The following is a 22,610-nucleotide window of genomic DNA, read 5'->3' as shown; positions in this document are numbered from 1 at the left end:
GTCGCCGGTCAGCGCAGCGGCGGGTTGGCGTAGGTGACCAGTTCGAGGGCCTGCTCGGGGAACCAGGCCCCGGCGGCCGGGTCGGCCATGCCGCCCCGGGCCGGGTCGTGCCCGGTGCCGGTGCCCCGGTCGCACTGCCCGTCGGACTGACCGGGCGTCTTCACCCAGAGGAAGGCGTCCGCGAGCGGGTCACCGGTGGCGGTGGTGGGACGCAGCCCGAGACCCCGGTCCGGCGGGTTGCACCAGGTCTGCGGGTCCGGCCAGCTGACCCCGGCCGGCGCGGCCCACGGCCCCTGCCCGTTGCGGCTGGTGTCGACCACGAAGTGGGCGAGCCGGTCGGCCGGCACCGCGCCGACGTTCTCCGCGTACCAGGCGTCGGTCCTGCCCCAGGTGCTGAAGTCCGCCGGGTCGGCCGGGTAGTACTGGCTGGCACACCAGTCGAAGTGCCCGCGGGCGAACTCCGGGCCGGCGGTGCCGTAGTACACGCACTTCGAGATCCAGTTGCCGAACTTGACCTGCCGCTCGGTCGTCTCGTAGTTGGAGACGTTGAGGAAGAAGCCGTCGGCCCGGCCGACACCGGCCTTGACCAGGCGATCGGCGATGTCACCGACGCCCAGCCAGGCGCTGTGCGTGCCGTCGAGGTAAACGCTGGTGCGGGGCAGCGCGCCCAGCTTGTCCACCGCGTAGTTGAGCATCTCGAAGCGGTCGGCGGCGGCCGTGGCGGCGTCCGCCTCGGCCGGCCGGCACCACTCCTGGTTGCCGTTGATGGTGGTGTACCAGGGGATGATGCCGAGCCCGTCGGGCTCCAGCATGACCGCCACCTCGCGATTGCCGATACCGGCGGCGAAGGCGTCGATCCAGGCCTCGTACTCGGCCTTCGAGGTCGCGCCGCCGGCCGAGTACTGCGCGCAGTCGCGGAACGGGATGTTGTACGCGACCAGCACCGGCACGGTCTTCTTGCCGGCGGCCCGGGACACCTCGGCCTTGATCGACTGGGTGAGGGCGTGCCCGGAGCCGCCGGTGACCCAGACCGCCTGGGGCGTACGGATCATCTCGCCGAGCCGGATCGCCTGCCGGTACTGCCCGGCGGCGGTCAGTTCGGCGACCTGCCGGATCGCCCCGTGGTCGGGGCGCGGAGTGTAGAAGGTCACGCCGTCGCGGATCTCCGCCGCGGCCGGCGCGGCCGGTACGGCGAAGGCGGTGGTGAGGGTGAGGGCGGCGGCGAGACCGGTCACGGCACGCCGCCGGAGGGAGTTCAGGACCACGTCATTGCTCCTGATGGGGACGGGGGAACGACGCGTGGGAGCGTTCCCGCAGCTCGTCCGAGGGTGCCCCGTCCACACCCGACTGTCAATGCGCCGAGCCGGTCGAGCGCGACCGCAACCGGCTCGGGCACGCTGCGCCACCGGACAGTCGGTCCGGCGGCGGATGGCGGCGGTGTCCGCCCAGCTCCGCTAGCCTGCGGGGCGAGCGGGGACACGATTCGGCCGGACAGTCGGAGGGTATCGGGTGCGGGTGCTTCCAACCGGTGACAACCACAACGCGGGCGGCGCCCCGGCCCAGCCCACTGCACGCAAGCGCCGGGGCCGCCGCCTGGTGAGCCTGCTGGCGGTGTTCGCGCTGCTGGTCGGCGGCGGGCTGGTGGTGGGCGGCTACTACTTCGACAGCGTGCCCACCCCCACCGACCTGAAGCTGCCCGAGTCGACCACCGTCTACTACGCCGACGGCCGGACGCCGATGGCCAAGCTCGGGGCGGAGAACCGCACCATCGTCCCGTACGACCAGATGAACGACTCGGCCAAGCAGGCGATCGTGGCCGCCGAGGACCGCAGCTTCTGGACGAACAAGGGCATCGACTTCACCGGCGTGCTCCGGGCCGCCTGGTCGAACGTCACCGGCGGGCAGCGCCAGGGCGCGTCCACCATCACCCAGCAGTACGCCCGGGTCGCCGCCGACCTGCGCGGGGTCACCTACTCCCGCAAGCTGCGCGAGGCCGTGGTCGCCTGGAAGCTGGACGACAAGTACAGCAAGGACGAGATCCTCGGCTTCTACCTGAACACCGTCCCGTTCGGGCGGGGCGCGTACGGCATCGAGGCGGCCGCGCAGACCTACTTCGGCAAGACGGTGCGCCGCGACGCGCCGCCCGCGCAGCAGCTCACCAAGGCCGAGGCGATGGTGCTCTGCGCGATGGTCAAGCAGCCGGAGGCGGACCCGGCCGACCCCGAGGGCTCCCCGGGCTACGACCCCGCGCGCAACGCCCGGGCCAAGCAGAACTCGATCGACCGGTGGAACTACATCCGCGACGGCATGGTCAAGCTGAGGTACCTGACGCCGCAGGAGGCGGCGAACCTGGCGTACCCGGACGACGTCAAGCCGATCGACCGCAACGCCGGGCAGTCCGGGCTCGACCGCCCCACCGGCCTGGTCGTCAACCACGTGCTCAGCGAGCTGCGCCGCACCGAGCAGTTCAAGGGGCAGACCGACGACGTCATCCGCGACGGCGGCTACAAGATCGTCACCACCGTCGACAAGCGGGTGCAGGACGCCGCCGAGGCGGCCGCCGACATCCGCCGCGACACCGCGCCCGAGGCGGTGCGCGACCAGCCGAAGGACTGGCAGGCGGCGCTGGTCGCGGTGGAGCCCGGCACCGGCCGGGTGCTCGGCTACTACGGGGGCAACGGCGGCAGCAGCGGCGCCGACTACGCCGGCTGGTACTACGACGAGCAGGGCCAGGCCCGCGGCTTCGGCGCGCACCCGCCGGGCTCCTCGTTCAAGGTGTACGACCTGGCCGCCGCGGTGGAGAACAAGATCTCCGTCAAGCAGCACTTCGACTCGCCGGACATCAAGGAGTTCCCCGCGTCGGGGCGGACCAAGGGCAGCCCGGCCGGCCCGATCCGCAACGCCGAGCACGCGCCCTGCCAGCCGGACTGCGCGCTCTGGGAGGCCACCGTGGCCTCGCTCAACGTCACCTACTTCGAGCTGACCGAGAAGCTCGGCATCGCGAAGGTGATGGACATGGCCAAGCGGGCCGGGGTCGACTCGATGTGGGAGACGGTCAAGGGCAACCCGCAGCCGCAGCGGGTGGACCTGCGCGACGAGCCCGTCGACGAGGCCGCCAAGCGCTTCTCCACCGAGGTCGGCATCGGCCAGTACGGCATCACGGTGCAGGACCACGCCAACGGGATGGCCACCTTCGCCGCCGGCGGCAAGCGCGCCGAGGCGCACTTCGTCCGGTCCGTCACCAAGGGCGATGACAAGATCTACACCGAGCAGCTCAAGCAGACCGACCTGGGGCTGGACAAGGAGGCCGTCGACCAGCTCGACTGGACGCTGCGCCGGGTCAAGGCGGCCAAGCTCGACAACGACTGGGACTCCGCCGGCAAGACCGGCACCTGGCAGGCGGGCCAGAGCACCACCCAGAACGTGCACACCTGGATGGTGGGCTGGACCGGCGCGCTGGCCGCCGCGGTCTGGCTGGGCACCACCGACGGCAAGCCGCTGCGGACCAGGGGCGGCAGCTACGAGGTGTACGGCTCCACCGGCCCCGGTCCGATCTGGCGGCAGTTCATGACGCAGGCGAGCGCCGCGCTGAAGCTCGACCCCGGCAAGTACCGCTTCGGTGAGCCGTCCTTCCCGGACGACACCCCGACCGCCACCGCCCCGGCCCCGTCCGCGCCCACCAGCGCGGCCCCGTCGCCGACCGTCCCGCCGACGCCGAGCGCCGAACCCACCAGCCCCAGCCCCAGCCCCACCCCCACCCGGCGACCCACTCCGCTGCCCACCCTCTCCCCGTCGCTGACCTCCCTGCCCACCGCCTCCCCCACCCGCACCAAGGGCCCCCGCTGACCCCGGTGGGATGATCCGGCGATGGAGCAGTCGGTGGAAGTGGCGGTCCGGGCGGCGTGGGCGGCGGTCGGAGGTGACCCCGCCGCGGCGGCGGCCGTGCGGCTGACCGGGCCGGCGGACACGTTGCCGGCCCGGCTGCCGGTCACCGGGCTGGCCGTGGGCTGCGTCGCGGCGGCCGGGCTCGCGGCGGCCGAGCTGGCCGGGGCCCGGGGGCGCGCCGTCACCGCGCCGCTCACCGTGGACAGCCGGGCCGTGGCGGTGGCCTTCACCAGCGAGCGGCACCTGCGCCTCGACGGCCGGTCGTTCGACGGCTTCGCGCCGCTGTCGCGGTTCTGGCCGACCGCCGACGGCTGGGTGCGTACCCACGCCAACTATCCGCACCACCGGGCCCGGCTGCTCACCGCGTGCGGCCTGGACCCGGCGCGCCCCGACGACGACGCGCTGACCGCGGCCGTCGCGCAGCGGATCCGCGCGCTGCCCGCCGCGACCGTCGAGGAGCGGGTGGTCGCCGTCGGCGGGCTGGCCGTCGCCGTCCGCACCCCGGCGGCCTGGGACGCGCACCCGCAGGGCGTGGCGGCGGCGACCACGCCCCTGGTCCGGCTCGGCACCGACGCCCCGACACCCCCGCGCACGCTGCCGGCGCCGCCGGACGGCCGGCCCGCCGCCGGGGTACGGGTGCTCGACCTGACCCGGGTGATCGCCGGACCGGTGGCCACCCGGTTCCTCGCGCTGCTCGGCGCCGACGTGCTGCGGGTCGACCCCCCGGGCCTGCCGGAGATCACCGCGCAGCACCTCGACACCGGTTCCGGCAAGCGGTCCACCCTGCTCGACCTGGCCCGCGACGCCGACCGGGAACGCTTCGAGGCCCTGCTCGCCGGGGCGGACGTGGTGGTCACCGGCTACCGACCGGGGGCCCTGGACCGGCTCGGTCACTCCCCCGAGGCGCTGCGCCGGCACCGGCCCGACCTGGTGGTGGCCCGGCTGGCGGCCTGGGGCGACGGTGGCCCGTGGGCCGGGCGGCGGGGCTTCGACAGCCTGGTCCAGGCGGCCACCGGCATCGCCGACACGCAACGCCACCCCGACGGCACCCCGGGCGTGCTGCCGGCCCAGGCTCTCGACCACGGCAGCGGCTACCTGCTGGCCGCCGGGGTGCTGCGGGCGCTGGCGCTGCGCACCCGGCACGGCGGGGCCCGCTCGGTCGGGGTGTCGCTGGCACGGGTCGCCCGCTGGCTGCGGGCGGAGCTGCCCCGGGAGGCGGGCGGTCCGGGCACGCCACCCGACCCCATGCCCTGGTGTGCCGAGCGGGACACCCCGCAGGGTCGGCTGCGGTACGCGCTGCCCCCGGTCACCCTGCCCGGTGGCCCGGTCACCTGGGACACCGGTCCGACCCGGTGGGGTGGCGACGACGCGACGTGGCGCAGCGCCTGAGCGGACCCGCTTCTCAAGAAGATGTCCGTGTGGTTACATCGACGCACATCGGTGGAGCGCTCTCCCGTCGGACGGGCGCCGGCGAGCGGAGAACCACGTGCGACTTCGATCGATCCTCGCGGCGGCACTGCTCGCCGTGGCGGCCGGGCTGACCGCCCCCACCCTGCACGCCACCCCGGCCCGGGCCGACACCCTGATCTGCGACCAGTACGGTTCGACCACGATCCAGAGCCGGTACGTGGTGCAGAACAACCGCTGGGGCAGCAGCGCCACCCAGTGCGTCAACGTCAGCGGCACCGGGTTCGCCGTCACCCGCCAGGACGGCTGGACCTCCGGCGGCGCGCCGCTGTCGTACCCCTCGATCTACCTGGGCTGCCACTACGGCAACTGCTCCCCCGGCACCAACCTGCCCCGCCAGCTGGCCCAGATCGGCAGCGCCCCGTCGTCCATCTCGTACAGCTACGTGGCGAACAGCGCCTTCGACGCCTCGTACGACATCTGGCTGGACCCGACCGCCAAGACCACCGGGGTCAACCAGATGGAGCTGATGATCTGGTTCAACCGGCAGGGCGGCGTGCAGCCGGTCGGCAGTGCCGTCGGGTGGACCACCATCGGCGGGCTCAGTTGGCAGGTCTGGCAGGGCTGGAACGGCGGCAACGACGTGGTCTCCTACGTGGCCGCCTCGCCGCTGGGCAGCTGGTCGTTCGACGTGATGGACTTCGTCCGCGACGTCGACGCCCGGACCCAGGTCACCACCAGCTGGTACCTGACCAGCGTCCAGGCCGGCTTCGAGCCGTGGCAGGGCGGCGTCGGCCTGGCGGTGAACAGCTTCTCCGCCGCGGTCAACGCCGGCGGCACGGGCGGCACCGGCGGCACGGGTCAGCAGCTCGTCGGGCAGGGCAGCGGGCGCTGCGTCGACGTCCCGGCCAACGTCGGCGCCGACGGCACGGCCGTGCAGCTCTGGGACTGCTGGAGCGGCGCGACCAACCAGCGGTGGAGCCGCGCCGGCAGCACCTTCGTCAACCCGGCCACCGGCAAGTGCCTGGACGTGGCGGGCGGCTCCACCGCCAACGGCGCGCGGGTGCAACTGTGGACCTGCAACGGCTCGGGCGCGCAGAACTGGCAGTTGAACGCGAACGGCACCGTCACCAACCCGCAGTCCGGCAAGTGCCTGGACGCGATCGGCCAGGGCACCGCCAACGGCACCGGCCTGCAGATCTACGCCTGTTACGGCGGTGGCGGCACCCAGCCCAACCAGGTCTGGTCGCTGCGCTGACCTGATCCGCCGCGGGGCCGGGCCGGGACATGATCGCCGTCACGGACCTCCGGCCCTGTCCGGCGGGACCTTCGCGACGGGATGCTGCGGGCGACGGATGAGGGTCAGCCGTCGCGGAGGCCGAGGTCGTCATGCGCGTGGTGTCGGAGTCCGGGTTGGCAGCGGCGCTCGGCCGGCTGCCGGGGATGCCGAGGGTGGTGGCCAGCGGCAACCAGGTGCCGCCCCGGCGGGCCCTGGCGGTGCTCGACGCGGTGCTGCCGGAGTACCGGCTGCACATGCTCAACGCCCCGCCCGGCATCCCCGACCGGCCCGGCGTGCACTACGAGACCTCGTTCGTCGGGGCCGGCATGCGCGGGCACCCGCGCCTGTCGTACGTGCCGAGCCGGCTGTCCCTGGTGCCGGCCCTGCTGCGCGGCCGGCTCGCGCCCGACGTGGTGCTGCTGCACACCACGGTGCCGCGCGGCGGCGCGGTCAGCCTCGGCGTCGAGGTGAACGTGCTGCCCGCCGCGGTCGAGGCGGTCCGGGCCCGGGGCGGCCTGGTGGTCGCCCAGGCCAACCGGCAGATGCCCTGGACGTACGGGGACGCCGAACTGCCGCTGGACGCGGTGGACCTGGTGCTGGAGGTCGACGAGCGGCTGCCCGCCGCGCCGGCCGGCACGCCGGACCCGGTGGCCGCCGCGATCGGGGCCCGGGTGGCGGCGCTGGTGCCCGACGGCGCGACCCTGCAGACGGGCATCGGCGGCATCCCGGACGCCACCCTGTCCGCCCTGGCCGACCGGCGTGACCTGCGGGTCTTCTCGGAAATGTTCAGCGACGGGGTGCTCGCCCTGGAGAAGGCCGGCTGCCTCGACCCGGACCGGCCGGTCACCGCCTCGTTCTGCTTCGGCTCGGACGAGCTGTACGACTGGGTCGACGGCAACGAGCGGGTGCGCATGCTGCGTACCGAGCGGACCAACGACCCGGCGACGATCGCCCGGCAGCCCGGGTTGGTGTCGGTGAACAGCGCCCTGGAGGTGGACCTGTTCGCCCAGGCCAACGCGAGCCGGATCGGCACCCGGGTGCACTCCGGCTTCGGCGGGCAGACCGACTTCATCGTCGGCGCGCTGCACTCCCCCGGCGGCCAGGCGGTGATCGCGTTGCGCTCCTGGCACCCGAGGGCCGACGTGTCGACCGTGGTGCCGCTGCTGTCGGGGCCGGTCACCTCGTTCCAGCACAGCGCGATCGTCACCGAGCAGGGCTGCGCGGCGGTGTGGGGCCGCGACGCCCTCGAGCAGGCGCAGCAACTGGTCGACCACGCCGCCCACCCGGACGCCCGCGAGTCGCTGCGCGCGGCCGGCCGCGACCTGGGCCTCGCGCTGCGCTGACGTGCGGCCGACCACGGACGGGCTCGCCCGGCTGGCGGCGCCGCCGCCCGGTCGGCAGGATGGGCCGGTGAGCACAGAGGTACGTGACGACGCCGACCCCGCCGCCCCGCACGGCGGTGAGCCGCACCAGGGCGGCGGTCTCGCCGGCCGGTTGAACTGGCTGCGCGCCGGGGTGCTGGGCGCCAACGACGGCATCGTGTCGGTGGCCGGCATCGTGGTGGGTGTGGCCGGGGCGACGCCGCAGCGGGGGCCGGTCTTCACCGCCGGTCTGGCCGGCCTGGTGGCCGGCGCGGTGTCGATGGCCCTCGGCGAGTACGTCTCGGTGAGCAGCCAACGCGACAGCGAGCGGGCGTTGCTGCGCCGGGAGCGCGCCGAGTTGCGGGAGATGCCCCAGGAGGAGCTGGCCGAGCTGGCGGCGATCTACGAGGCGAAGGGGCTGCGTCCGGAGACGGCGCGGCAGGTCGCGGTCGAGCTTGACCGCGCACGACGCGCTGGCCGCGCACGCCGAGGCCGAGCTGAAGGTGGACCCGGAGAACCTGGCCAGTCCGGGGCACGCGGCGTTCGCCTCCGCGGTGGCGTTCGTCGCGGGCGCGGTGCTGCCGCTGCTGGCGATGCTGCTGGCGCCGCAGGCCCTGCGGGTGCCCGTGACGGTGCTCGCGGTGCTGCTGGCGCTGGGTGTCGCCGGTGCGGTCAGCGCGCGCATCGGCGGCAGCAGTCCCCGGCTGGCGGTCACCCGGGTGGTGCTGGGCGGCGCGGCCGGCCTGGCCCTGACCTGGGGCATCGGCCACCTGTTCGGCACCGCCGTGGCCTGATCCGGGCCGAAAACGGGATGAGCCGGTTGCGGCACGCCGGCACCATGGACGCCGTGCTGCTCCTCGTCCCGTCCGACCCGCTGCGTCCACGCCGGCCGGACCCCCACTTCGCCCCCGAGGCGGAGGCCGCCCGGTCCGCCGGCGCGGCCGTCGCCCTGGTCGATCATGACCTGCTCGCCGCCGGCGGCGACCCGGCACGGGCGGTGGCCGGGGTACGCGGCCCGGGGCGGGCGGTGTACCGGGGCTGGATGCTCGCGTCCGACCGGTACGCGGCGCTGGCCGGCGCGTTGGCCGACCGGGGCGTCGAGGTGTGGACCACGCCGCGCGACTACCGCCGGGCCCACGAGCTGCCCGGCTGGTACCCGGCGCTGGCCGGCCTGACGCCGGCGTCGGTGTGGACGTCCGATGCCGGGCGCGAGGCGTTCGACGAGGCCCGGCATGCCCTCGGCCCCGGGCCGGCGGTGCTGCGCGACCACGTGAAGTCGGCCAAGCACCACTGGCACGAGGCCGCCTTCGTGCCGGAGCTGGCGGACGGCGAGCGGGCGTGGCGGGTGGCGACCCGGCTGCGCGAGCTGCGGGACACGGACTTCACCGGCGGTTTCGTGCTGCGCCGCTTCGAGCCGTTCATCGGCCCGGAGCTGCGTACCTGGTGGGTCGGGGGCAGGTGCGCGCTGGTCGGGGCGCATCCGGACACCCCGACCGCGGTGCCCGCCGGGGAGGACCTGGACCTCGCCGGCCTGGGACGGGCGCTGTCCGTTCTTGATCTGCCCTTCGTCACGGTGGACCTGGCTCGGCACCGTGACGGAGGGTGGCGGGTGGTGGAGCTCGGCGACGGCCAGGTCAGCGACCGGCCCGCCACGGTAGCTCCGGAGGAGCTGGTCGGCACGCTGCTCCCCACCATGGGCCGAGCCGCCCTCCGGGAGCGATCTTAGATCGAGATTCCTCGATGCTTCGTTACCGGATGGTAATGCGCCGGAGACCTGGTCGTGACATCCGCCGAACGGCGATCTTGGCCGACGACGCGGCTGATGATCTCGATCCGTTCGGCACGGACCGGCGGACCGGAAGGGCCACCACCGGATCGGCATCCCGGCCGAGGGCGGATACGCTCCATCAGCAAGGACCGGCAAATACCCGCTTTTCGGATACACCCTCGTCCACTGCGGACTGCGTTAGCCCTGATCAGGGGCTATAGAAGATCATGGGTTCTTAGGTTTTGCGATCGTGTGCCAAGAACGAACGGTGTCGGTTGCCCAGGTCACCCATTGCTCCCGGCCCGGGGCCGTGTGATTGTGCTCCCGGGTCGCCAACCCCCGGCGGCCCAGGCCGGTCGATCCGTCGACCCGGGGCCCCCGCCGGCAAGCCTCGGTCAGACCGTCGCCCGCCTCCTGGTTACACCGCGCCAGACGCCCCTACCGGGCTCCGTCCGGTGCGCCTAGGAACAGGAGCACACCCCCTTGAAGCTCTCTCCCCGCCTCGCCGCCCTCTCGGGTGCGGCCGCGGCCGGTCTGATCGCCGCAGGCACCGCCGCGGCCGTCCAGGCCGCCCCGCCCAGTGCCGCCCCCGACGCCGCCCAGGCCCGGACGCTCGCCGCGAAGTCGGCCAGCGCGCTGGTCGCCTCCCGTCCCTCGTACCTGCACGCGAGCGCCGACGAGGCGTTCGTGCAGAAGCAGGTCATCTCCTCCGAGGGCACCCAGTACGTCTCCTACGAGCGCACCTACAAGGGCCTGCCCGTCACCGGTGGTGACTTCGTGCTGGCCACCGACACGGCCGGCAACCTGAAGTACGCCTCCGTCGCGCAGCAGTCGGCCATCGGCAACCTCGTCACCACGCCGAAGCTGACCTCCGCCGCCGCCGAGAAGACCGCCCGCGCGCAGCTCAAGACGGTCACCAACGTCGAGGGCAGCAAGCTGGTCGTCTACACCGTCGAGGGCAAGCGCGCGCTGGCCTGGGAGACCACGGTCCGGGGCACCGACGCGCACGGTCCGAGCCGGCTCACCGTCGACGTGGACGCCCTCACCGGCAAGGTGCTCGGCACGCAGGAGCACATCGTGCACGGCAGCGGCACCGGCGCCTGGAACGGCCCGGTGACCCTGGGCACCACCCTGTCGGGCAGCACCTACTCGATGAAGGACCCGAGCAAGCCCACCCTGGTCTGCCAGGACGCGGCGACGAACACCACGTTCAGCGGCTCGGACGACGTCTGGGGCAACGGCGTCGCCACCAGCCGGGAGACCGGCTGCGTGGACGCGCTCTTCGCGGCGCAGACCGAGGACAAGATGCTCGCCAACTGGCTCGGCCGCAACGGCGCCAACGGCAGCGGCGGCTACTGGCCGATCCGGGTGGGTCTGAACGACCAGAACGCCTACTACGACGGCACCCAGGTCCAGATCGGCAAGAACACCGCCGGCGGCTGGATCGGCTCGCTGGACGTGGTCGCGCACGAGATCGGCCACGGCATCGACGACAACACCCCGGGTGGCATCTCCGGCAACGGCACCCAGGAGTTCGTCGCCGACACCTTCGGCGCGGCCACCGAGTGGTACGCCAACGAGCCGTCCACCTACGACGCTCCCGACTTCCTGGTCGGCGAGAAGGTCAACCTGGTGGGCAGCGGCCCGATCCGCAACATGTACAACCCGTCGGCGCTGGGCGACGCGAACTGCTACTCCAGCAGCATCCCGTCGACCGAGGTGCACGCCGCGGCCGGCCCGGGCAACCACTGGTTCTACCTGCTGGCCATGGGCACCAACCCGACCAACGGGCAGCCGACCAGCCCGACCTGCAACAGCAGCACGGTGACCGGTCTGGGCATCCAGAAGGCCATCAAGATCATGTACAACGCGATGCTGCTGAAGACCACCGGCTCGTCGTACCTGAAGTACCGCACCTGGACGCTGCAGGCCGCGAAGAACCTCTACGGCGCCACCGGCTGCACCGAGTTCAACACGGTCAAGGCCGCCTGGGACGCGGTCAGCGTGCCGGCCCAGTCCGGTGACCCGACCTGCTCGGGCGGCACCACCCCGACCCCGACCGCCACCAGCACCCCGCCGTCCGGCGGCTGCTCCGGCCAGAAGCTGGCCAACCCCGGCTTCGAGTCCGGCAACGTCAACTGGAGCGCCACCTCCGGCGTCATCACCAACTCCACCAGCCAGGCCGCCCACGGCGGCTCGTACAAGGCCTGGCTGGACGGCTACGGCTCGTCGCACACCGACACCCTGTCCCAGTCGGTGACGATCCCGGCCGGCTGCAAGGCCACCCTCTCCTTCTGGCTGCACATCGACACCGCGGAGTCGGGCAGCACGGCCTACGACAAGCTGACCGTCAAGGCCGGCAGCACCACCCTGGCCACCTACTCCAACGTGAACGCGGCCGCCGGCTACGTTCAGCGGTCCTTCGACGTCTCGTCGCTGGCCGGCACCACCGCCACCATCTCGTTCAGCGGCGTGGAGGACAGCTCCCTGCAGACCTCCTTCGTCGTCGACGACACGGCGGTCACCCTCTCCTGATCGACACAGCGAAGCGGCCGGTCGTCGTCCTCCCGACGGCCGGCCGCTTCGTCGTATCCGCCGGTCGGGACCCGACCGGCGACCGTCGTCGACGGATCAGGCCGGGCGGTCGACGCGCGCGGCCCGGTAACGGTCGAGCCGGGCGACCACGTCCTCCACCGCCCGGCTGAACTCCGCCATCTGCCGCGCCGACTGCTCCCGCAGGCCACCGAGTCGCGCGGCGAGCGCGTCGGCGTCGGCCCGGGCCGAAGCGCTGACCCGCGAGTCGAGCTCGGCCAGCGCGGCGTTGACCGCGACGACCAGATGCCCGCAGAGGCTGTCCCAGCCGGCCGAGGCCAGCGCCGGGTCGACCGTCACGGACTCCACCCGTCCACCCTGGACGGCCACCACCCGGACCCGGCCACCGGCCGCACTGCCCTCCGCGCGCAGCAGCCGGCGGGGGTCACTGTCGGCGTCCTCGACGGCCCGCGCCCGCATGGCCGACAACGCCTGCTGGGTCTGGGTGAGCAACTCGTCGAGGCTCGCGGCCGCGGAGAACGGATCGTTGGTCATAGCCGCGCTTTCTTCACGTCTTCCCGGAGCACCGTGACGATAGCAACCACACCCGACGGTTTCCGTGATCAAGCCGGCCGGGGCCGTCCGTCGGCCCGGGGAGCAGCCCGGACATCCCGCGGGCGGCGTGTCGCCACAGGAAGAGCCGGACGCCCGGCCGGGAATCCCGACCGGGCGTCCGTGTGCGCTCGTCGTCAGCGCAGGTCGAGCTTCTGGCCCGGGAAGATCAGGCCCGGGTCGGCGCCGACCACGCGCTTGTTGCGCTCGTACAGGGCGTGCCAGCCGCCGGCGAGGTCCTTCGCGTCGGCGATCATCGACAGGGTGTCGCCGCGCTTGACCACGTAGGTGTCCGTGCCACCGGTGCTCGGCGTGGTGGCGCGGTGGCTGCGGGTGGCCGGCCGGTCGCCGCGCGACGAGCGGTGCTCGCCGGCCTTCTTCGTCGACTTCTTCGGCGTCGACTTCTTCGCCGAGTCACCGTCCGACTTGGCCGAGTAGTGCTTGGTCGAGCCGCCCTTCTTGCCGCAGACCGGCCAGGCGCCGATGCCCTGCCCGTCCAGCACCTTCTCGGCGATGCGGATCTGCTCGCTGCGGCTGGCCAGGTCGGCCCGGCTGGCGTACTTCTGGCCGCCGTAGCCGTTCCAGGTGCTCTTGGAGAACTGCAGGCCGCCGTAGTAGCCGTTGCCGGTGTTGATGTGCCAGTTGCCGCCGGACTCGCACTGCGCGACGGCGTCCCAGTTGACGCTGGAGGCGCTGGCCGGGGCGACCGGGCCGAGGATCGCCGCGGCACCGGTGGCGGCGCCGACGACGAGCGTCCCGACGGCGATGCGCCGCTGGCTGGTCCGACGGTGGCGGGCGGTGTATTCAGTTGCCATGTGGATGTCCTCCACGCCGACGAGGTGAGCTGTCGGGTTCGGGCCGAGGAGCCCGGCCGCCGGATGGCGGCTTCACCCCGAGGTGTCGAGCACCGAGGAACGTGTGGGTCCCCCGCTCCCGCCTGAGGTCCAGGTACCGCCGGGCCGGCGGCGGAATTAGGCGTTACCGGCCCGTGGTGTCCGCGATCGCGAACGGAGACGACGTTAGGCACGGTTTCGGACGATCGCCCACTTCTTGTGAAGTTCTTCACCCCTCCGAGCGAAGGGCGCGACTCTCGAGTTGCGGGGTCGCCGTCAGTGCCCTACACGCGCCGCCGGCATCCGGTTGCGGTGGTACCGGGACGCTGCCAGGATCCCTGACCATGACCGAACGAATCGAGTCCACCGTCCTGCGGTGACCGTCCACGACGGGCGCGCGACGCCCGGAGACGGCCCACTCTCCCTCTTCGACCACGCCCTGGGCCTGCACGTCCGGCATCCCCACGGTCCGCTGCCCCACCGCGGCCGGCCGTACCCGGTGGACCCGGAATCCGGCGAGGATGCGCCCTACCTGCCGACCGCCGAGGTGGGCCGGCGACTGCACGACACGCTCGCCTGGTTCTTCGCTCAGCCCGAGCCGCGACCGCTGACCGAACTGCACCATCGGCTGCGGGTCCTGCCGGTCCGCCGGCGGATCGTCCGCACGTCCCACGAGGACCTGCCGGGCTCGCCCGACGAGCGCCGCGCCACCGGCCTGTGGTTGGCCCGGCACGCCCGCAACGCTCGGGTCGCCGCCGCCGGCCTGGTGCTGCTGCACACCACCGCCCGGCCCGGGGACGCGCCGGTGATCCGCACGTTGGGCCTGCTCGGTGAGCTGGCAGGGCTCGCCCTGACGGTGCTGGCCCGGCTGCCGGACCCGGTCGCGGACCTGACCTGGCTGGCCGAGCGCCTCGGCGGCCACGAACGGATGCAGGCCGTGCAACGGCTCTGCGAGCAGGACGATCCCGTGGCGGCCGGCTGGCTGCTCCGGCACGGCATCTCCGTGGCGGAGGACGGGCAGAGCAGTGACCTGGCCCGGCGGATCGCCGACGTCACCGACCTGGCCACCGTGCTGCGCGCCGGGCACCTGGACACCGACCGGGTACGCGCCGCCGCCCGGGTGCTGCTCACCATGGCCGTCCCCGGGTACGAGCCGGTCCGGGTGACCGACTGGCCGCCCGCGTGCCGCGCGGTGGCGGACCTCACCCGGCACCTGGCCGCCGGACCGGTCACCCTGGACGACGCCGCCTACGCGGTACGGCTGGCCGAGGAGCTGCTCAGCGGCCCGCTGGCCCTGCTGGACTGGCCACCGGGGCAGCGGGCGCAGCTCGTCGACGCACTCACCGCCGTCGCACGACGGGGTGCCGAGGGGCCCACCCCGGCCGTCGGGACGCGGACGGACTGGCGGCGCGACTGGCTGCGTACCGCTCTCGCCGGGCTGGTCGTCGATGACCGCGATCGGTCCGCGACGACGGGGCAGGCGGGTGGCGACCCGCCGCACGCGCCGCCACCCGCCGGCGAGCCGGACACCGCGCGGGGCGACACCACGCCGGACGCCGGGCGGGTCAGCGGCGCCCCGGGCCACCGCGACCGGCCACCGGACCGCGACGGGCCGGCACCGGACCGGCTCCGGTTGCGGGTGGTGGTGCCGGATCCGGCGCTCCCCGTCGAGGTGGAGCTGCGGCCACTCGTCAACGGCGAGCCGGTGGTGGCCCGGGCCTTCGACCGGGGCTGCCTCGCCGCGCCCGAGCGGCTGCTCGACCGGCTGCGCGCCGGAGCGGAACCGCGCGAGGTCCGACTGGCCGAGGCGGCCTGCACCGAGGGCTGCTGCGGGGCACTGTGGACGACTCTCGACCGGGCCGGCGACCGGGTCCGCTGGCACGGCTGGCGGGGCACCGAAGCGGCCGGGACGCTGCCGACGTTCCACTTCGACGCCGGGGCGTACGACGCGGAGCTGGACCGGGTGGCGGGCGACCACGGCTGGGAGTGGCCGGCCCGGACGCTGGCCCGGCTGCTGCGGCAGCGGCTGGTGGCCGAGTCGGACCTGCTCGGCCGCTGGGACTGCCGGCCGGGCTGGATCCAGGCCCCGACGTGCGAGCGGGACCGGGTCCAGCTCACCTTCACCCATCCGGACCGGGAGTTCCGGCTCGACCAGCCGTGGTTGCAGTTCCGGATCGACCTGCGGCCGGACGGCGATCCGGCCGCACAGGTCGAGTCGATCGTGGCGGAGCTGCGCCGGGTCGACCCGAAGCAGCGCGCGCGGATCGTGGGCGGCAGCCCGCAGGACGCCGAGGCGCTCGGCTTCCGCTGGCCCGACCCGCAGTGACCGGGGCGGGGAGCAGTGGCGCTCCCCGCCCCGCCGCTCACCAGGTCAGCCCGTAGCCCTGCGGGAAGAGCGGAACCTGCCCGTCACCGGCGTTGATCGGCTGCTGGCCGGCCGAGTTCATCCAGGTCATCGGCAGCTTGCCGGTCGGGGCGTAGCCGCCGAAGAGGACGTCGGCGACACCGCCGCCCTCGGTGCCGGGCAGCCAGGAGGCGAGCAGCGCGTGCCGGCCGGGCAGCTCGGCCGCGACGTCCATCGGCCGGCCGGAGACCAGCACCACGATCACCGGCACGCCGGCGCTGCGCAGCGTCGCGATGGCGCGCAGGTCGTCGCGGTCCAGGCTCATGCTGCCGGTCCGGTCCCCCTGGCCCTCGGCGTACGGCGTCTCGCCGACCACGGCGATCGCGGCCCGGTAGGTCCGGTCGACGCCGGTGCCGCGCTGGTGGTAGGTGACCGTGGTGGACGGCCCGACGGCGGCGCGGATGCCCTGCAGGATCGTGGTGCCCGGGGTGATCGGGCCGGACGAGCCCGGCCAGGAGATCGTCCAGCCGCCACTGGAGTTGCCGATGTTGTCGGCGCTCTTGCCGGCCATGAAGATCTTGTTGTTGTCCCGGGCCGGCGGCAGCACGCCGGCGTCGTTCTTCAGCAGCACCTGGGACTGCCGGACCGCCTGCCGGGCGAGGTCGCGGTGGGCGGCATTGCCCACCGTCGGGGTCCAGCTCCGGTCGGCGCACGGGCGCTCTCGCATCGACTGGTAACGATTACTGCCGGTTCCGGAACCGCCGCCCGGGGCCTCAGCCGAGCCGGTCGAGGAAGTCCCGGGACCGCCGCACCACCAGGGCGGCGGCGTCGGGGTCGTACGACGGCAGCGAGCGGTCGGTGAACAGGTGCGCCTCGCCCGGGTAGACGAAGAGCTCGCCCCGCTCGGGGCCGACGATGTCGACCAGCTCGCGGGCGGCGTCGACGTCGCCCTCCAGCCCGAAGAACGGGTCCCGCTCCATCCCGTGCACCTGCACGGCCACCCCGTCCGGCCAGGGGCCGATCGCCCACTCGCCGGTCACCGGCAGGCAGGCCTCGTAGAGCAGCGCGCCGCGCGCGCCGGGGCGGGTCTGGGCGAGGCGCTGCGCCTGGGCGGCACCCCAGGAGACCCCGGCGTACACCAGGTCCTTGGGCAGGTCGGCGACGACGGCGTCGGCGCGCTCGTCGAGCACCGCGCCGCCGATCCGCCGGGTCAGCGCGCTGCCCTCCTCGAGGGTGGCCGGCCGCTCGCCGTCGAAGAGGTCGGGGGTGTGCACGGTGTGCCCACCGGCGCGCAGCTCGTCGGCGAGGGCGCGCACGCCGTCGGTGAGACCCAGCAGGTGGTGGAAGAACACGATGTCGGTCATCTCTACACTCCGGTCATCGGACGACAGCGATCGAATGATCCAGAATCTTAGAACGGTCGAGAAATGTCGGTCAATAACCAGATCCCGGACTACGACCTCGACGACCTGCTCGTGGTCACCGCCCCCGACCAGTTGCGCGCGCTGGCCGACCCGCTGCGCGGCACCCTGCTGGAGCTGCTGCTGGAACGCGCCGCCACGGTCAACGAGCTGGCCGCCGCGGTCGACCGGCCCAAGAGCAGCGTCGCGTACCACGTGAACCTGCTCGTCGAGGCCGGGCTGCTCAAGGTGGTCCGCACCCGGCGGGTCCGCGCCATCGAGGAGCGCTTCTACGGCCGGGTCGCCCGCACCTACTACGTGGGCGCGCTGCACCGCCCGGAGGACAAGCGGATGGTGGCCGCCATCAACGGGATCACCACCGCGGCCGCCGAGTCGGCCGCCGCGCACGCCGCCGACGAACTGCGCTGCACGCTGGTGCACGCCCGCATCCCGATCGAGGACGTCCGCGCCTTCTGGAGCGAGGTGCAGGCCCTCGCGCGCCGCTTCGCCCAGATCCCCCGCGCCGGCGACCAGGTGTACGGCTTCGTCGCCGGCCTCTACCCCACCGACGCGCCCACCCTGCCCGACGCCGCGCAGGACTGACGCCGGGTCAGGGCGCGTCCAGCCCCAGCCCGGCCAGCTCGCCCCGCGACACCACCCCCAGCTTCGGGTACGCCTTGTAGAGGTGGTAGCCGACGGTGCGCGCGGAGAGGAAGAGCTGGGTCGCGATGTCCTTGTTCGACAGTCCCGCCGCCGCGAGCCGCACGATCCGCAGCTCCTGCGGGGTGAGCAGGGCCGCCGGGCCGTCCGGGCGCCGGGGAGTGGCCGTGCCGGTGGCGCCCAGCTCGGTCCGCGCCCGCGCCGCCCACGGCGCCGCACCGCAGCGCTCGAACCCGTCCAGCGCGGCCGACAGGTGCCCCCGCGCCTCGGCGGGACGGCGGGCGCGGCGCAGCCACTCGCCGTACAGCAACGCCGTGCGGGCCTCGTCGAACGCTCGGTTGAGCCCCCGGTGCGCGGCCAGCGCCGCCCGGTACGACTCCTCCGCCGTCCCGTCCGGCTCCAGCAGCGCCCGGCACCGCCGTACCACCGCGTCGACCCACGGCTGCCGGACGTGGCCGGCCCAGCGCCGGAACTGGGTGAACGCGTCGACCGCCAGCTCCGGCCGGCCGGCCCGCACCGCCGCCTCCACCAGGTCCGGAGTGCTGCGGGTGGCCGGGACGTGGAACCGCGCGCGCCCCTGCGCCAGCGGCGCCAGCCACTCCAGCGCCGGCTCCGCGCGGCCGTGCCCCAGCTCCAGCAGGCCCCGCGCGGCGTACACCCAGGGCACCTGCCAGGCCGGGTCGCCGCCCGCCACGGCGGCCAGCGCGCCGTCGGTGACCCGGCGGCACCCGTCCTCGTCACCGACCATCGCGGCCCGGTACGCCTGCGGCTCGCCGAGCCGGTCGACCCACTGCCGCTGGTCGGTGTCGCGGGCGATCGCCAGCCCCTCCTCCGCGGTGGCGGCCGCCTCGGCCGGCCGGCCGGCGAACTGCCAACCGCAGGCCAGGTAGAACAACGCCTGCGGCAGCCGGCCCACCCGGCCCCGCCGGCGCGCCCGGGCGACCTCCTCCCCGGCCACCTCGATGGTGGCCGCCTCCTGACCGAGGATCAGCCCCAGCCCGGCGACGAGGATCGCGGCGCCCGGCTCGTCCCCGGCCGCGCGCGCCGCCCCGACCAGGGCACCGGGTGCGGCCCAGTCCGTCCCGTCGGCGTCCTCCGCCACGCCGGCGACCGGGGCCGCCGCGTGGATCAGCAGCCCGGCCAGCGGCGTGAGGGGGTCGTCCGGTACCCGCGCCGGCCGCAACCGCGCCACCGACTCCACCAGCTCCCGCTCCCCCGCGTACCACCCGACGTGCAGCGCGTCGACCAGCAGCCGCAACGCCAGGTGCCGGTCGGTGCCGGCGACCCGGGCGGCGCCGCTCAGCAGCCGCGCGTGCGCCGACGGCAGCGCCCCCCGCCAGAAGTCGGCCGCCGCGCGGACCGCGGTCAGCCGGGCCGCCAGCACCGGGTCGTCCGGGTCGCCGCGCTCGGCCGCCACGGCGAGGGTGTCCGAGCGGTCCAGGTCGCCCGCCTCGGCCGCGGCCTCGGCGGCCAGGGTGAGCCGACGCAGCCGGGCGGCCGGCGCCGCCGAGAGCCCCGCGGCCCGCTCGTACGCGGCTGCCGCCGCCGCGTGCCCGGCCCGCTCCCCGGCCCACGCCGCGGTGCGCTCCAACTCGGCGGCCACCCGCTCGTCGGTGCCGGTGGTCGCCGAGGCCAGGTGCCACGCCCGGCGGTCGGCGTCGGCCGGCCCGTCCAGCGCGGCGGCCAGCACCTCGTGCACCGCGAGACGCCGGCCGGGCGGGGTGTCCTGCCAGACGGCCGCCCGGACCAGCGGGTGCCGGAACGCCACCGGCCGCTGCCCGGTCAGCAGCCCGGCGCGGACCGCGTCGTCCAGCTCGGCGCGGCCCGCGCCCAGCTTGCCGGCGGCGCGCAGCAGCACGCCCACCTCGCCGGTGTCGTCGGCGGCGGCCACCTCCAGCAGGGTCCGCACCCCCTCGGGCAGGGTCCGCACCCGCGCCTGGAACGCCTCGCGCAGCCGGTCGGGCAGCACGCCCGCGCCGGAGGCCGCCGCGGCCGGCAGCTCGATCAACGCCAGCGGGTTGCCGACCGCCTCGGCGAGCACCCGGTACCGCGCGCCGGCGTCCAGGTCGGCGGCGTGCGCGGCCAGCAGCGCCGCCGCGGCCGACGGGTCCAACCCGGCCAGCGCCAGCTCCGGTACGCCGGGCGCCGGAAAGCCGTCGGTACGGGCGGCGAAGAGCACGCCGACCGGCTCGGCGTCGAGCCGGCGCGCCGCGAACAGCAGCGCGTCGCCCGAGGCCCGGTCCAGCCACTGCGCGTCGTCCACCACGGCCAGCAGCGGACCGTCGTCGGCCACTTCGGACAGCAGCGACAGCACCGCGAGGCCGACCAGGAACCGGTCCGGCGCGCCGGCCGCCGCCAGCCCCAACGCGCCACGCAACGCCTCGGCCTGCACCGCCGGCACCGCGTCGAGCCGGTCCAGCACCGGGCGCAGCAGCAGGTGCAGGCCCGCGAAGGGCAGCTCCGCCTCCGACTCCACCCCGGCGGCCCGCAACACCCGCAGCCCGGCCAGGTCGGCGTGCGCGAGCAGCGCCGTCTTCCCGATGCCCGGCTCGCCGCGCACGACCAGCGCGCCGCTGCCGCCCCGACGCACGGTCGCCAGCAGCGCCCCGACGGCCGCCAGCTCCGCCTCCCGCCCGTACAGCATGACCGAGACGGTACCGAGGAGCGCCGACGGAAGTACTGATGCGTGACGGATTCCGCGACCGTCACCGCTGCATAGCGTCTTCACCAGCGACAACGACACGCGAGGAGACACCATGAAGGTCATCGACCGGTACCTGGAGATCTGGAACGAGACGGACCCGGCGCAGCGGCGGGTCCTGATCGACGAGGTGTGGGCCGAGGACGGCCGCTACACCGACCCGCTGGCGGTCGTCGAGGGACGGGACGCGTTCGACGCGATGATCGCCGCGGTGCAGGAGCAGTTCGCGGGGCTGCGGTTCACCCTCGGCCCGGTGGACGCGCACCACGACATCGCCCGGTTCACCTGGCTGCTCGGCCCGGAGGGCGGCGAGCCGCTGGTCGTCGGCTTCGACGTCGCCGTGCTCACCGCCGAGGGCGCCATCGCCGCCATCCACGGCTTCCTGGACAAGGTGCCGGCATGACCGTCCTGGAGGAGCGGACCGTCCGCGCGGTCGCCGCGCCGCGCGCCGAGACCGGCTGGGGCGCCCTGCTGGTGCTGCTGACCGGCACCTTCATCACGCTGCTGGACTTCTTCATCGTCAACGTGGCGATCCCGTCGATCCAGGTGGACCTGGGGGCCGGACCGTCGGCCGTGCAGTGGATGGTCGCCGGCTTCGGCCTGGCGCTGGCCGCCGGCCTGATCACCGGCGGCCGGCTGGGCGACCTGTACGGACGACGCCGGCTGTACGCCGTCGGCCTCGGCCTGTTCACCCTCGCCTCGGCGGCCTGCGGGCTGGCCCCGAACGCCGGCGTGCTGGTCGCCGGCCGGGTCGTGCAGGGGGTGGCCGCCGCGCTGCTGATGCCCCAGGTGCTCGCGATCATCAACACCGTCTACACCGGTGCCCGGCGGGCCCGGGCGTTCAGCGCCTACGGCGTCGCGGTCGGGCTGGGGGCGGTGTTCGGGCAGCTCATCGGCGGCCTGCTGATCCGCGCCGACATCGCCGGCCTGGGCTGGCGCAGCATCTTCCTGATCAACGTGCCGCTCGGCGCGGTCGCGGTGGCGGCCTGCCGGCGGCTGGTGCCCGAGTCGCGCTCGGCCACCGGGGCGCGACTGGACCTGGTCGGCACCGTGCTGGTCGGCCTCGGACTGGTCGCCGTGGTGTACCCGTTGGTGGCCGGCGAGTCGGCCGGCTGGTGCCTGGTCGCCGTGGCGCTGCTGGCCGCATTCGCCGGGCACCAGCGCCGGCTGGCGGCCCGGGGCGGGGCGCCGCTGGTGAGCCCCGGCCTGTTCGCCGCCCGCTCGTACACCGTGGGGGTGCTGGTCAGCCTCGCCTTCCAGCTCACCATGGCGTCGTTCTTCCTGGTGCTCGCGCTCTACCTGCAGGACGGGCGCGGGCTCTCCGCCCTCGCCTCCGGGCTGATCTTCGTGCCGCTCGGCGCGGCCTACCTGGTCACCTCGATGCGCTCCGGCCGGCTCGCCGCCCGCGGGGGCCGGCGGACGCTCACCGTCGGCACGCTGGTGCTCGCCACCGGGTACGGCCTGCTCGCCCTCGCCGCCGACGCGCCGATCGGCTGGCTGCTGCCGGGGCTCGCCGTGGCCGGGGCGGGGATGGGCTTCGTGGTGGCGCCGCTGCCCTCGATCGTGATGGCCGGGGTGCCGGCCGGGCACGCGGCGGCGGCCTCCGGTGTGCTGTCCGCGGCCCAGCAGGCCGGCAACGCGATCGGGGTGGCCCTGATCGGCAGCGTGTTCTACCGGGCGGTCGGCGCCGACGGGGTCCCGCAGGCGTTCGCGCTCAGCCTGGACGTCCTGGTGGCGCTGAGCGTCGCGGTGGCGGCCCTGGTGCGGTTGCTGCCCCGGCGTGCGGCCTGAACGAGCGCGGAGCCGGCCCGGTGTCCCCCGGGCCGGC

16 protein-coding genes, 1 pseudogene and 1 riboswitch are annotated in these 22,610 nt (G+C 74.6%); of the genes and pseudogenes, 11 read left to right on the top strand and 6 right to left on the bottom strand.

Annotation, left to right across the window (positions count from 1 at the left end):
- Positions 1 to 8: 8 nt before the first annotated feature.
- A complete protein-coding gene (locus GA0070611_RS06000) occupies positions 9 to 1,265 on the bottom strand; it encodes a glycoside hydrolase family 6 protein (RefSeq protein WP_231921338.1) in 1,257 nt (418 codons plus the stop codon).
- A gap of 244 nt (positions 1,266 to 1,509) precedes the next feature.
- Here GA0070611_RS06000 and GA0070611_RS05995 point away from each other — a divergent pair, with 244 nt between their 5' ends.
- The 7 genes and pseudogenes from GA0070611_RS05995 (at position 1,510) to GA0070611_RS05965 (ending at position 12,235) form a co-directional block, all read left to right on the top strand.
- Entirely contained in the window at positions 1,510 to 3,846 is a 2,337-nt protein-coding gene (locus GA0070611_RS05995) for a transglycosylase domain-containing protein (protein WP_231921337.1), read from the top strand.
- 21 nt (positions 3,847 to 3,867) lie between these two features.
- Positions 3,868 to 5,274 carry a CoA transferase gene (locus GA0070611_RS05990; RefSeq protein WP_091658778.1) on the top strand — a complete coding sequence of 469 codons (1,407 nt, stop codon included), beginning with the start codon at positions 3,868 to 3,870 and terminating at the stop codon, positions 5,272 to 5,274.
- Positions 5,275 to 5,371: 97 nt separating this feature from the next.
- Positions 5,372 to 6,550, top strand: coding sequence for a GH12 family glycosyl hydrolase domain-containing protein (locus tag GA0070611_RS05985; RefSeq protein WP_091658776.1), 1,179 nt, complete (start codon positions 5,372 to 5,374; stop codon positions 6,548 to 6,550).
- A gap of 131 nt (positions 6,551 to 6,681) precedes the next feature.
- Positions 6,682 to 7,914: an acetyl-CoA hydrolase/transferase family protein gene (locus GA0070611_RS05980; protein WP_091658774.1), complete on the top strand. Its 1,233-nt coding sequence runs from the start codon at positions 6,682 to 6,684 to the stop codon at positions 7,912 to 7,914.
- A gap of 1 nt (position 7,915) precedes the next feature.
- Positions 7,916 to 8,726 (top strand): annotated as a pseudogene (locus tag GA0070611_RS32470) (VIT1/CCC1 transporter family protein).
- A 17-nt stretch (positions 8,727 to 8,743) separates the two neighbouring features.
- Positions 8,744 to 9,658, top strand: coding sequence for an ATP-grasp domain-containing protein (locus GA0070611_RS05970; protein WP_091658771.1), 915 nt, complete (start codon positions 8,744 to 8,746; stop codon positions 9,656 to 9,658).
- 525 nt (positions 9,659 to 10,183) lie between these two features.
- Positions 10,184 to 12,235 (top strand): M4 family metallopeptidase, encoded by a 2,052-nt coding sequence (locus GA0070611_RS05965; RefSeq protein ID WP_091658767.1) that lies wholly within the window; start codon positions 10,184 to 10,186, stop codon positions 12,233 to 12,235.
- 96 nt (positions 12,236 to 12,331) lie between these two features.
- On the opposite strand, the gene GA0070611_RS05960 is transcribed toward GA0070611_RS05965, so the two are convergent.
- Both GA0070611_RS05960 and GA0070611_RS05955 read right to left on the bottom strand, forming a co-directional pair.
- Positions 12,332 to 12,787: a YbaB/EbfC family nucleoid-associated protein gene (locus GA0070611_RS05960; protein WP_091658763.1), complete on the bottom strand. Its 456-nt coding sequence runs from the start codon at positions 12,785 to 12,787 to the stop codon at positions 12,332 to 12,334.
- 194 nt (positions 12,788 to 12,981) lie between these two features.
- Positions 12,982 to 13,659, bottom strand: coding sequence for a LysM peptidoglycan-binding domain-containing protein (locus GA0070611_RS05955; RefSeq protein WP_091658760.1), 678 nt, complete (start codon positions 13,657 to 13,659; stop codon positions 12,982 to 12,984).
- Between the two features lie 4 nt (positions 13,660 to 13,663).
- Positions 13,664 to 13,832, bottom strand: a riboswitch (cyclic di-AMP (ydaO/yuaA leader).
- A 221-nt stretch (positions 13,833 to 14,053) separates the two neighbouring features.
- On the opposite strand from GA0070611_RS05955, the gene GA0070611_RS05950 reads away from it, so the two are divergent.
- The gene (locus tag GA0070611_RS05950) at positions 14,054 to 16,003 is read left to right on the top strand and encodes a hypothetical protein (RefSeq protein ID WP_091658756.1); all 1,950 of its coding nucleotides are present in this window, start codon (positions 14,054 to 14,056) and stop codon (positions 16,001 to 16,003) included.
- A 37-nt stretch (positions 16,004 to 16,040) separates the two neighbouring features.
- Here the strand turns inward: GA0070611_RS05950 and GA0070611_RS05945 are convergent, their stop codons facing one another.
- The gene (locus GA0070611_RS05945; RefSeq protein WP_091658753.1) at positions 16,041 to 16,748 is read right to left on the bottom strand and encodes a glycoside hydrolase family 3 protein; all 708 of its coding nucleotides are present in this window, start codon (positions 16,746 to 16,748) and stop codon (positions 16,041 to 16,043) included.
- A gap of 46 nt (positions 16,749 to 16,794) precedes the next feature.
- The gene (locus tag GA0070611_RS05940) at positions 16,795 to 17,385 is read right to left on the bottom strand and encodes a dienelactone hydrolase family protein (protein WP_091658748.1); all 591 of its coding nucleotides are present in this window, start codon (positions 17,383 to 17,385) and stop codon (positions 16,795 to 16,797) included.
- A 63-nt stretch (positions 17,386 to 17,448) separates the two neighbouring features.
- Between GA0070611_RS05940 and GA0070611_RS05935 the strand changes: the two genes are divergently transcribed.
- Positions 17,449 to 18,024 (top strand): ArsR/SmtB family transcription factor, encoded by a 576-nt coding sequence (locus tag GA0070611_RS05935; RefSeq protein ID WP_091658743.1) that lies wholly within the window; start codon positions 17,449 to 17,451, stop codon positions 18,022 to 18,024.
- A 7-nt stretch (positions 18,025 to 18,031) separates the two neighbouring features.
- Here GA0070611_RS05935 and GA0070611_RS32180 read toward each other — a convergent pair whose 3' ends face one another.
- The gene (locus tag GA0070611_RS32180; protein ID WP_091658738.1) at positions 18,032 to 20,725 is read right to left on the bottom strand and encodes a LuxR family transcriptional regulator; all 2,694 of its coding nucleotides are present in this window, start codon (positions 20,723 to 20,725) and stop codon (positions 18,032 to 18,034) included.
- 112 nt (positions 20,726 to 20,837) lie between these two features.
- Between GA0070611_RS32180 and GA0070611_RS05925 the strand changes: the two genes are divergently transcribed.
- Both GA0070611_RS05925 and GA0070611_RS05920 read left to right on the top strand, forming a co-directional pair.
- Complete coding sequence (locus tag GA0070611_RS05925) at positions 20,838 to 21,185, top strand: nuclear transport factor 2 family protein (RefSeq protein WP_091658735.1); 348 nt, start codon at positions 20,838 to 20,840, stop codon at positions 21,183 to 21,185.
- The gene (locus GA0070611_RS05920) at positions 21,182 to 22,573 is read left to right on the top strand and encodes an MFS transporter (RefSeq protein ID WP_091658730.1); all 1,392 of its coding nucleotides are present in this window, start codon (positions 21,182 to 21,184) and stop codon (positions 22,571 to 22,573) included. The genes GA0070611_RS05925 and GA0070611_RS05920 overlap by 4 nt, the downstream gene beginning before the upstream one ends.
- The last annotated feature ends 37 nt before the right edge of the window (positions 22,574 to 22,610 follow it).

Origin of the sequence: Micromonospora auratinigra (assembly GCF_900089595.1) — a bacterium.
Lineage (GTDB): Bacteria > Actinomycetota > Actinomycetes > Mycobacteriales > Micromonosporaceae > Micromonospora > Micromonospora auratinigra.
The sequence above is the reverse complement of the archived record's forward strand: the minus strand, read 5'-3'. Positions and strand labels throughout refer to the sequence as shown.

Excerpts from the sequence above, each read along its gene's own strand:
- GA0070611_RS05945 (WP_091658753.1), bottom strand. The coding sequence starts at position 16,748 with ATGCGAGAGCGCCCGTGCGCCGACCGGAGCTGGACCCCGACGGTGGGC.
- GA0070611_RS05920 (WP_091658730.1), top strand. The coding sequence starts at position 21,182 with ATGACCGTCCTGGAGGAGCGGACCGTCCGCGCGGTCGCCGCGCCGCGC.
- GA0070611_RS05960 (WP_091658763.1), bottom strand. The coding sequence starts at position 12,787 with ATGACCAACGATCCGTTCTCCGCGGCCGCGAGCCTCGACGAGTTGCTC.
- GA0070611_RS32180 (WP_091658738.1), bottom strand. The coding sequence starts at position 20,725 with ATGCTGTACGGGCGGGAGGCGGAGCTGGCGGCCGTCGGGGCGCTGCTG.
- GA0070611_RS05935 (WP_091658743.1), top strand. The coding sequence starts at position 17,449 with ATGTCGGTCAATAACCAGATCCCGGACTACGACCTCGACGACCTGCTC.
- GA0070611_RS05955 (WP_091658760.1), bottom strand. The coding sequence starts at position 13,659 with ATGGCAACTGAATACACCGCCCGCCACCGTCGGACCAGCCAGCGGCGC.
- GA0070611_RS05980 (WP_091658774.1), top strand. The coding sequence starts at position 6,682 with ATGCGCGTGGTGTCGGAGTCCGGGTTGGCAGCGGCGCTCGGCCGGCTG.
- GA0070611_RS05925 (WP_091658735.1), top strand. The coding sequence starts at position 20,838 with ATGAAGGTCATCGACCGGTACCTGGAGATCTGGAACGAGACGGACCCG.
- GA0070611_RS05990 (WP_091658778.1), top strand. The coding sequence starts at position 3,868 with ATGGAGCAGTCGGTGGAAGTGGCGGTCCGGGCGGCGTGGGCGGCGGTC.
- GA0070611_RS05970 (WP_091658771.1), top strand. The coding sequence starts at position 8,744 with ATGAGCCGGTTGCGGCACGCCGGCACCATGGACGCCGTGCTGCTCCTC.
- GA0070611_RS05940 (WP_091658748.1), bottom strand. The coding sequence starts at position 17,385 with ATGACCGACATCGTGTTCTTCCACCACCTGCTGGGTCTCACCGACGGC.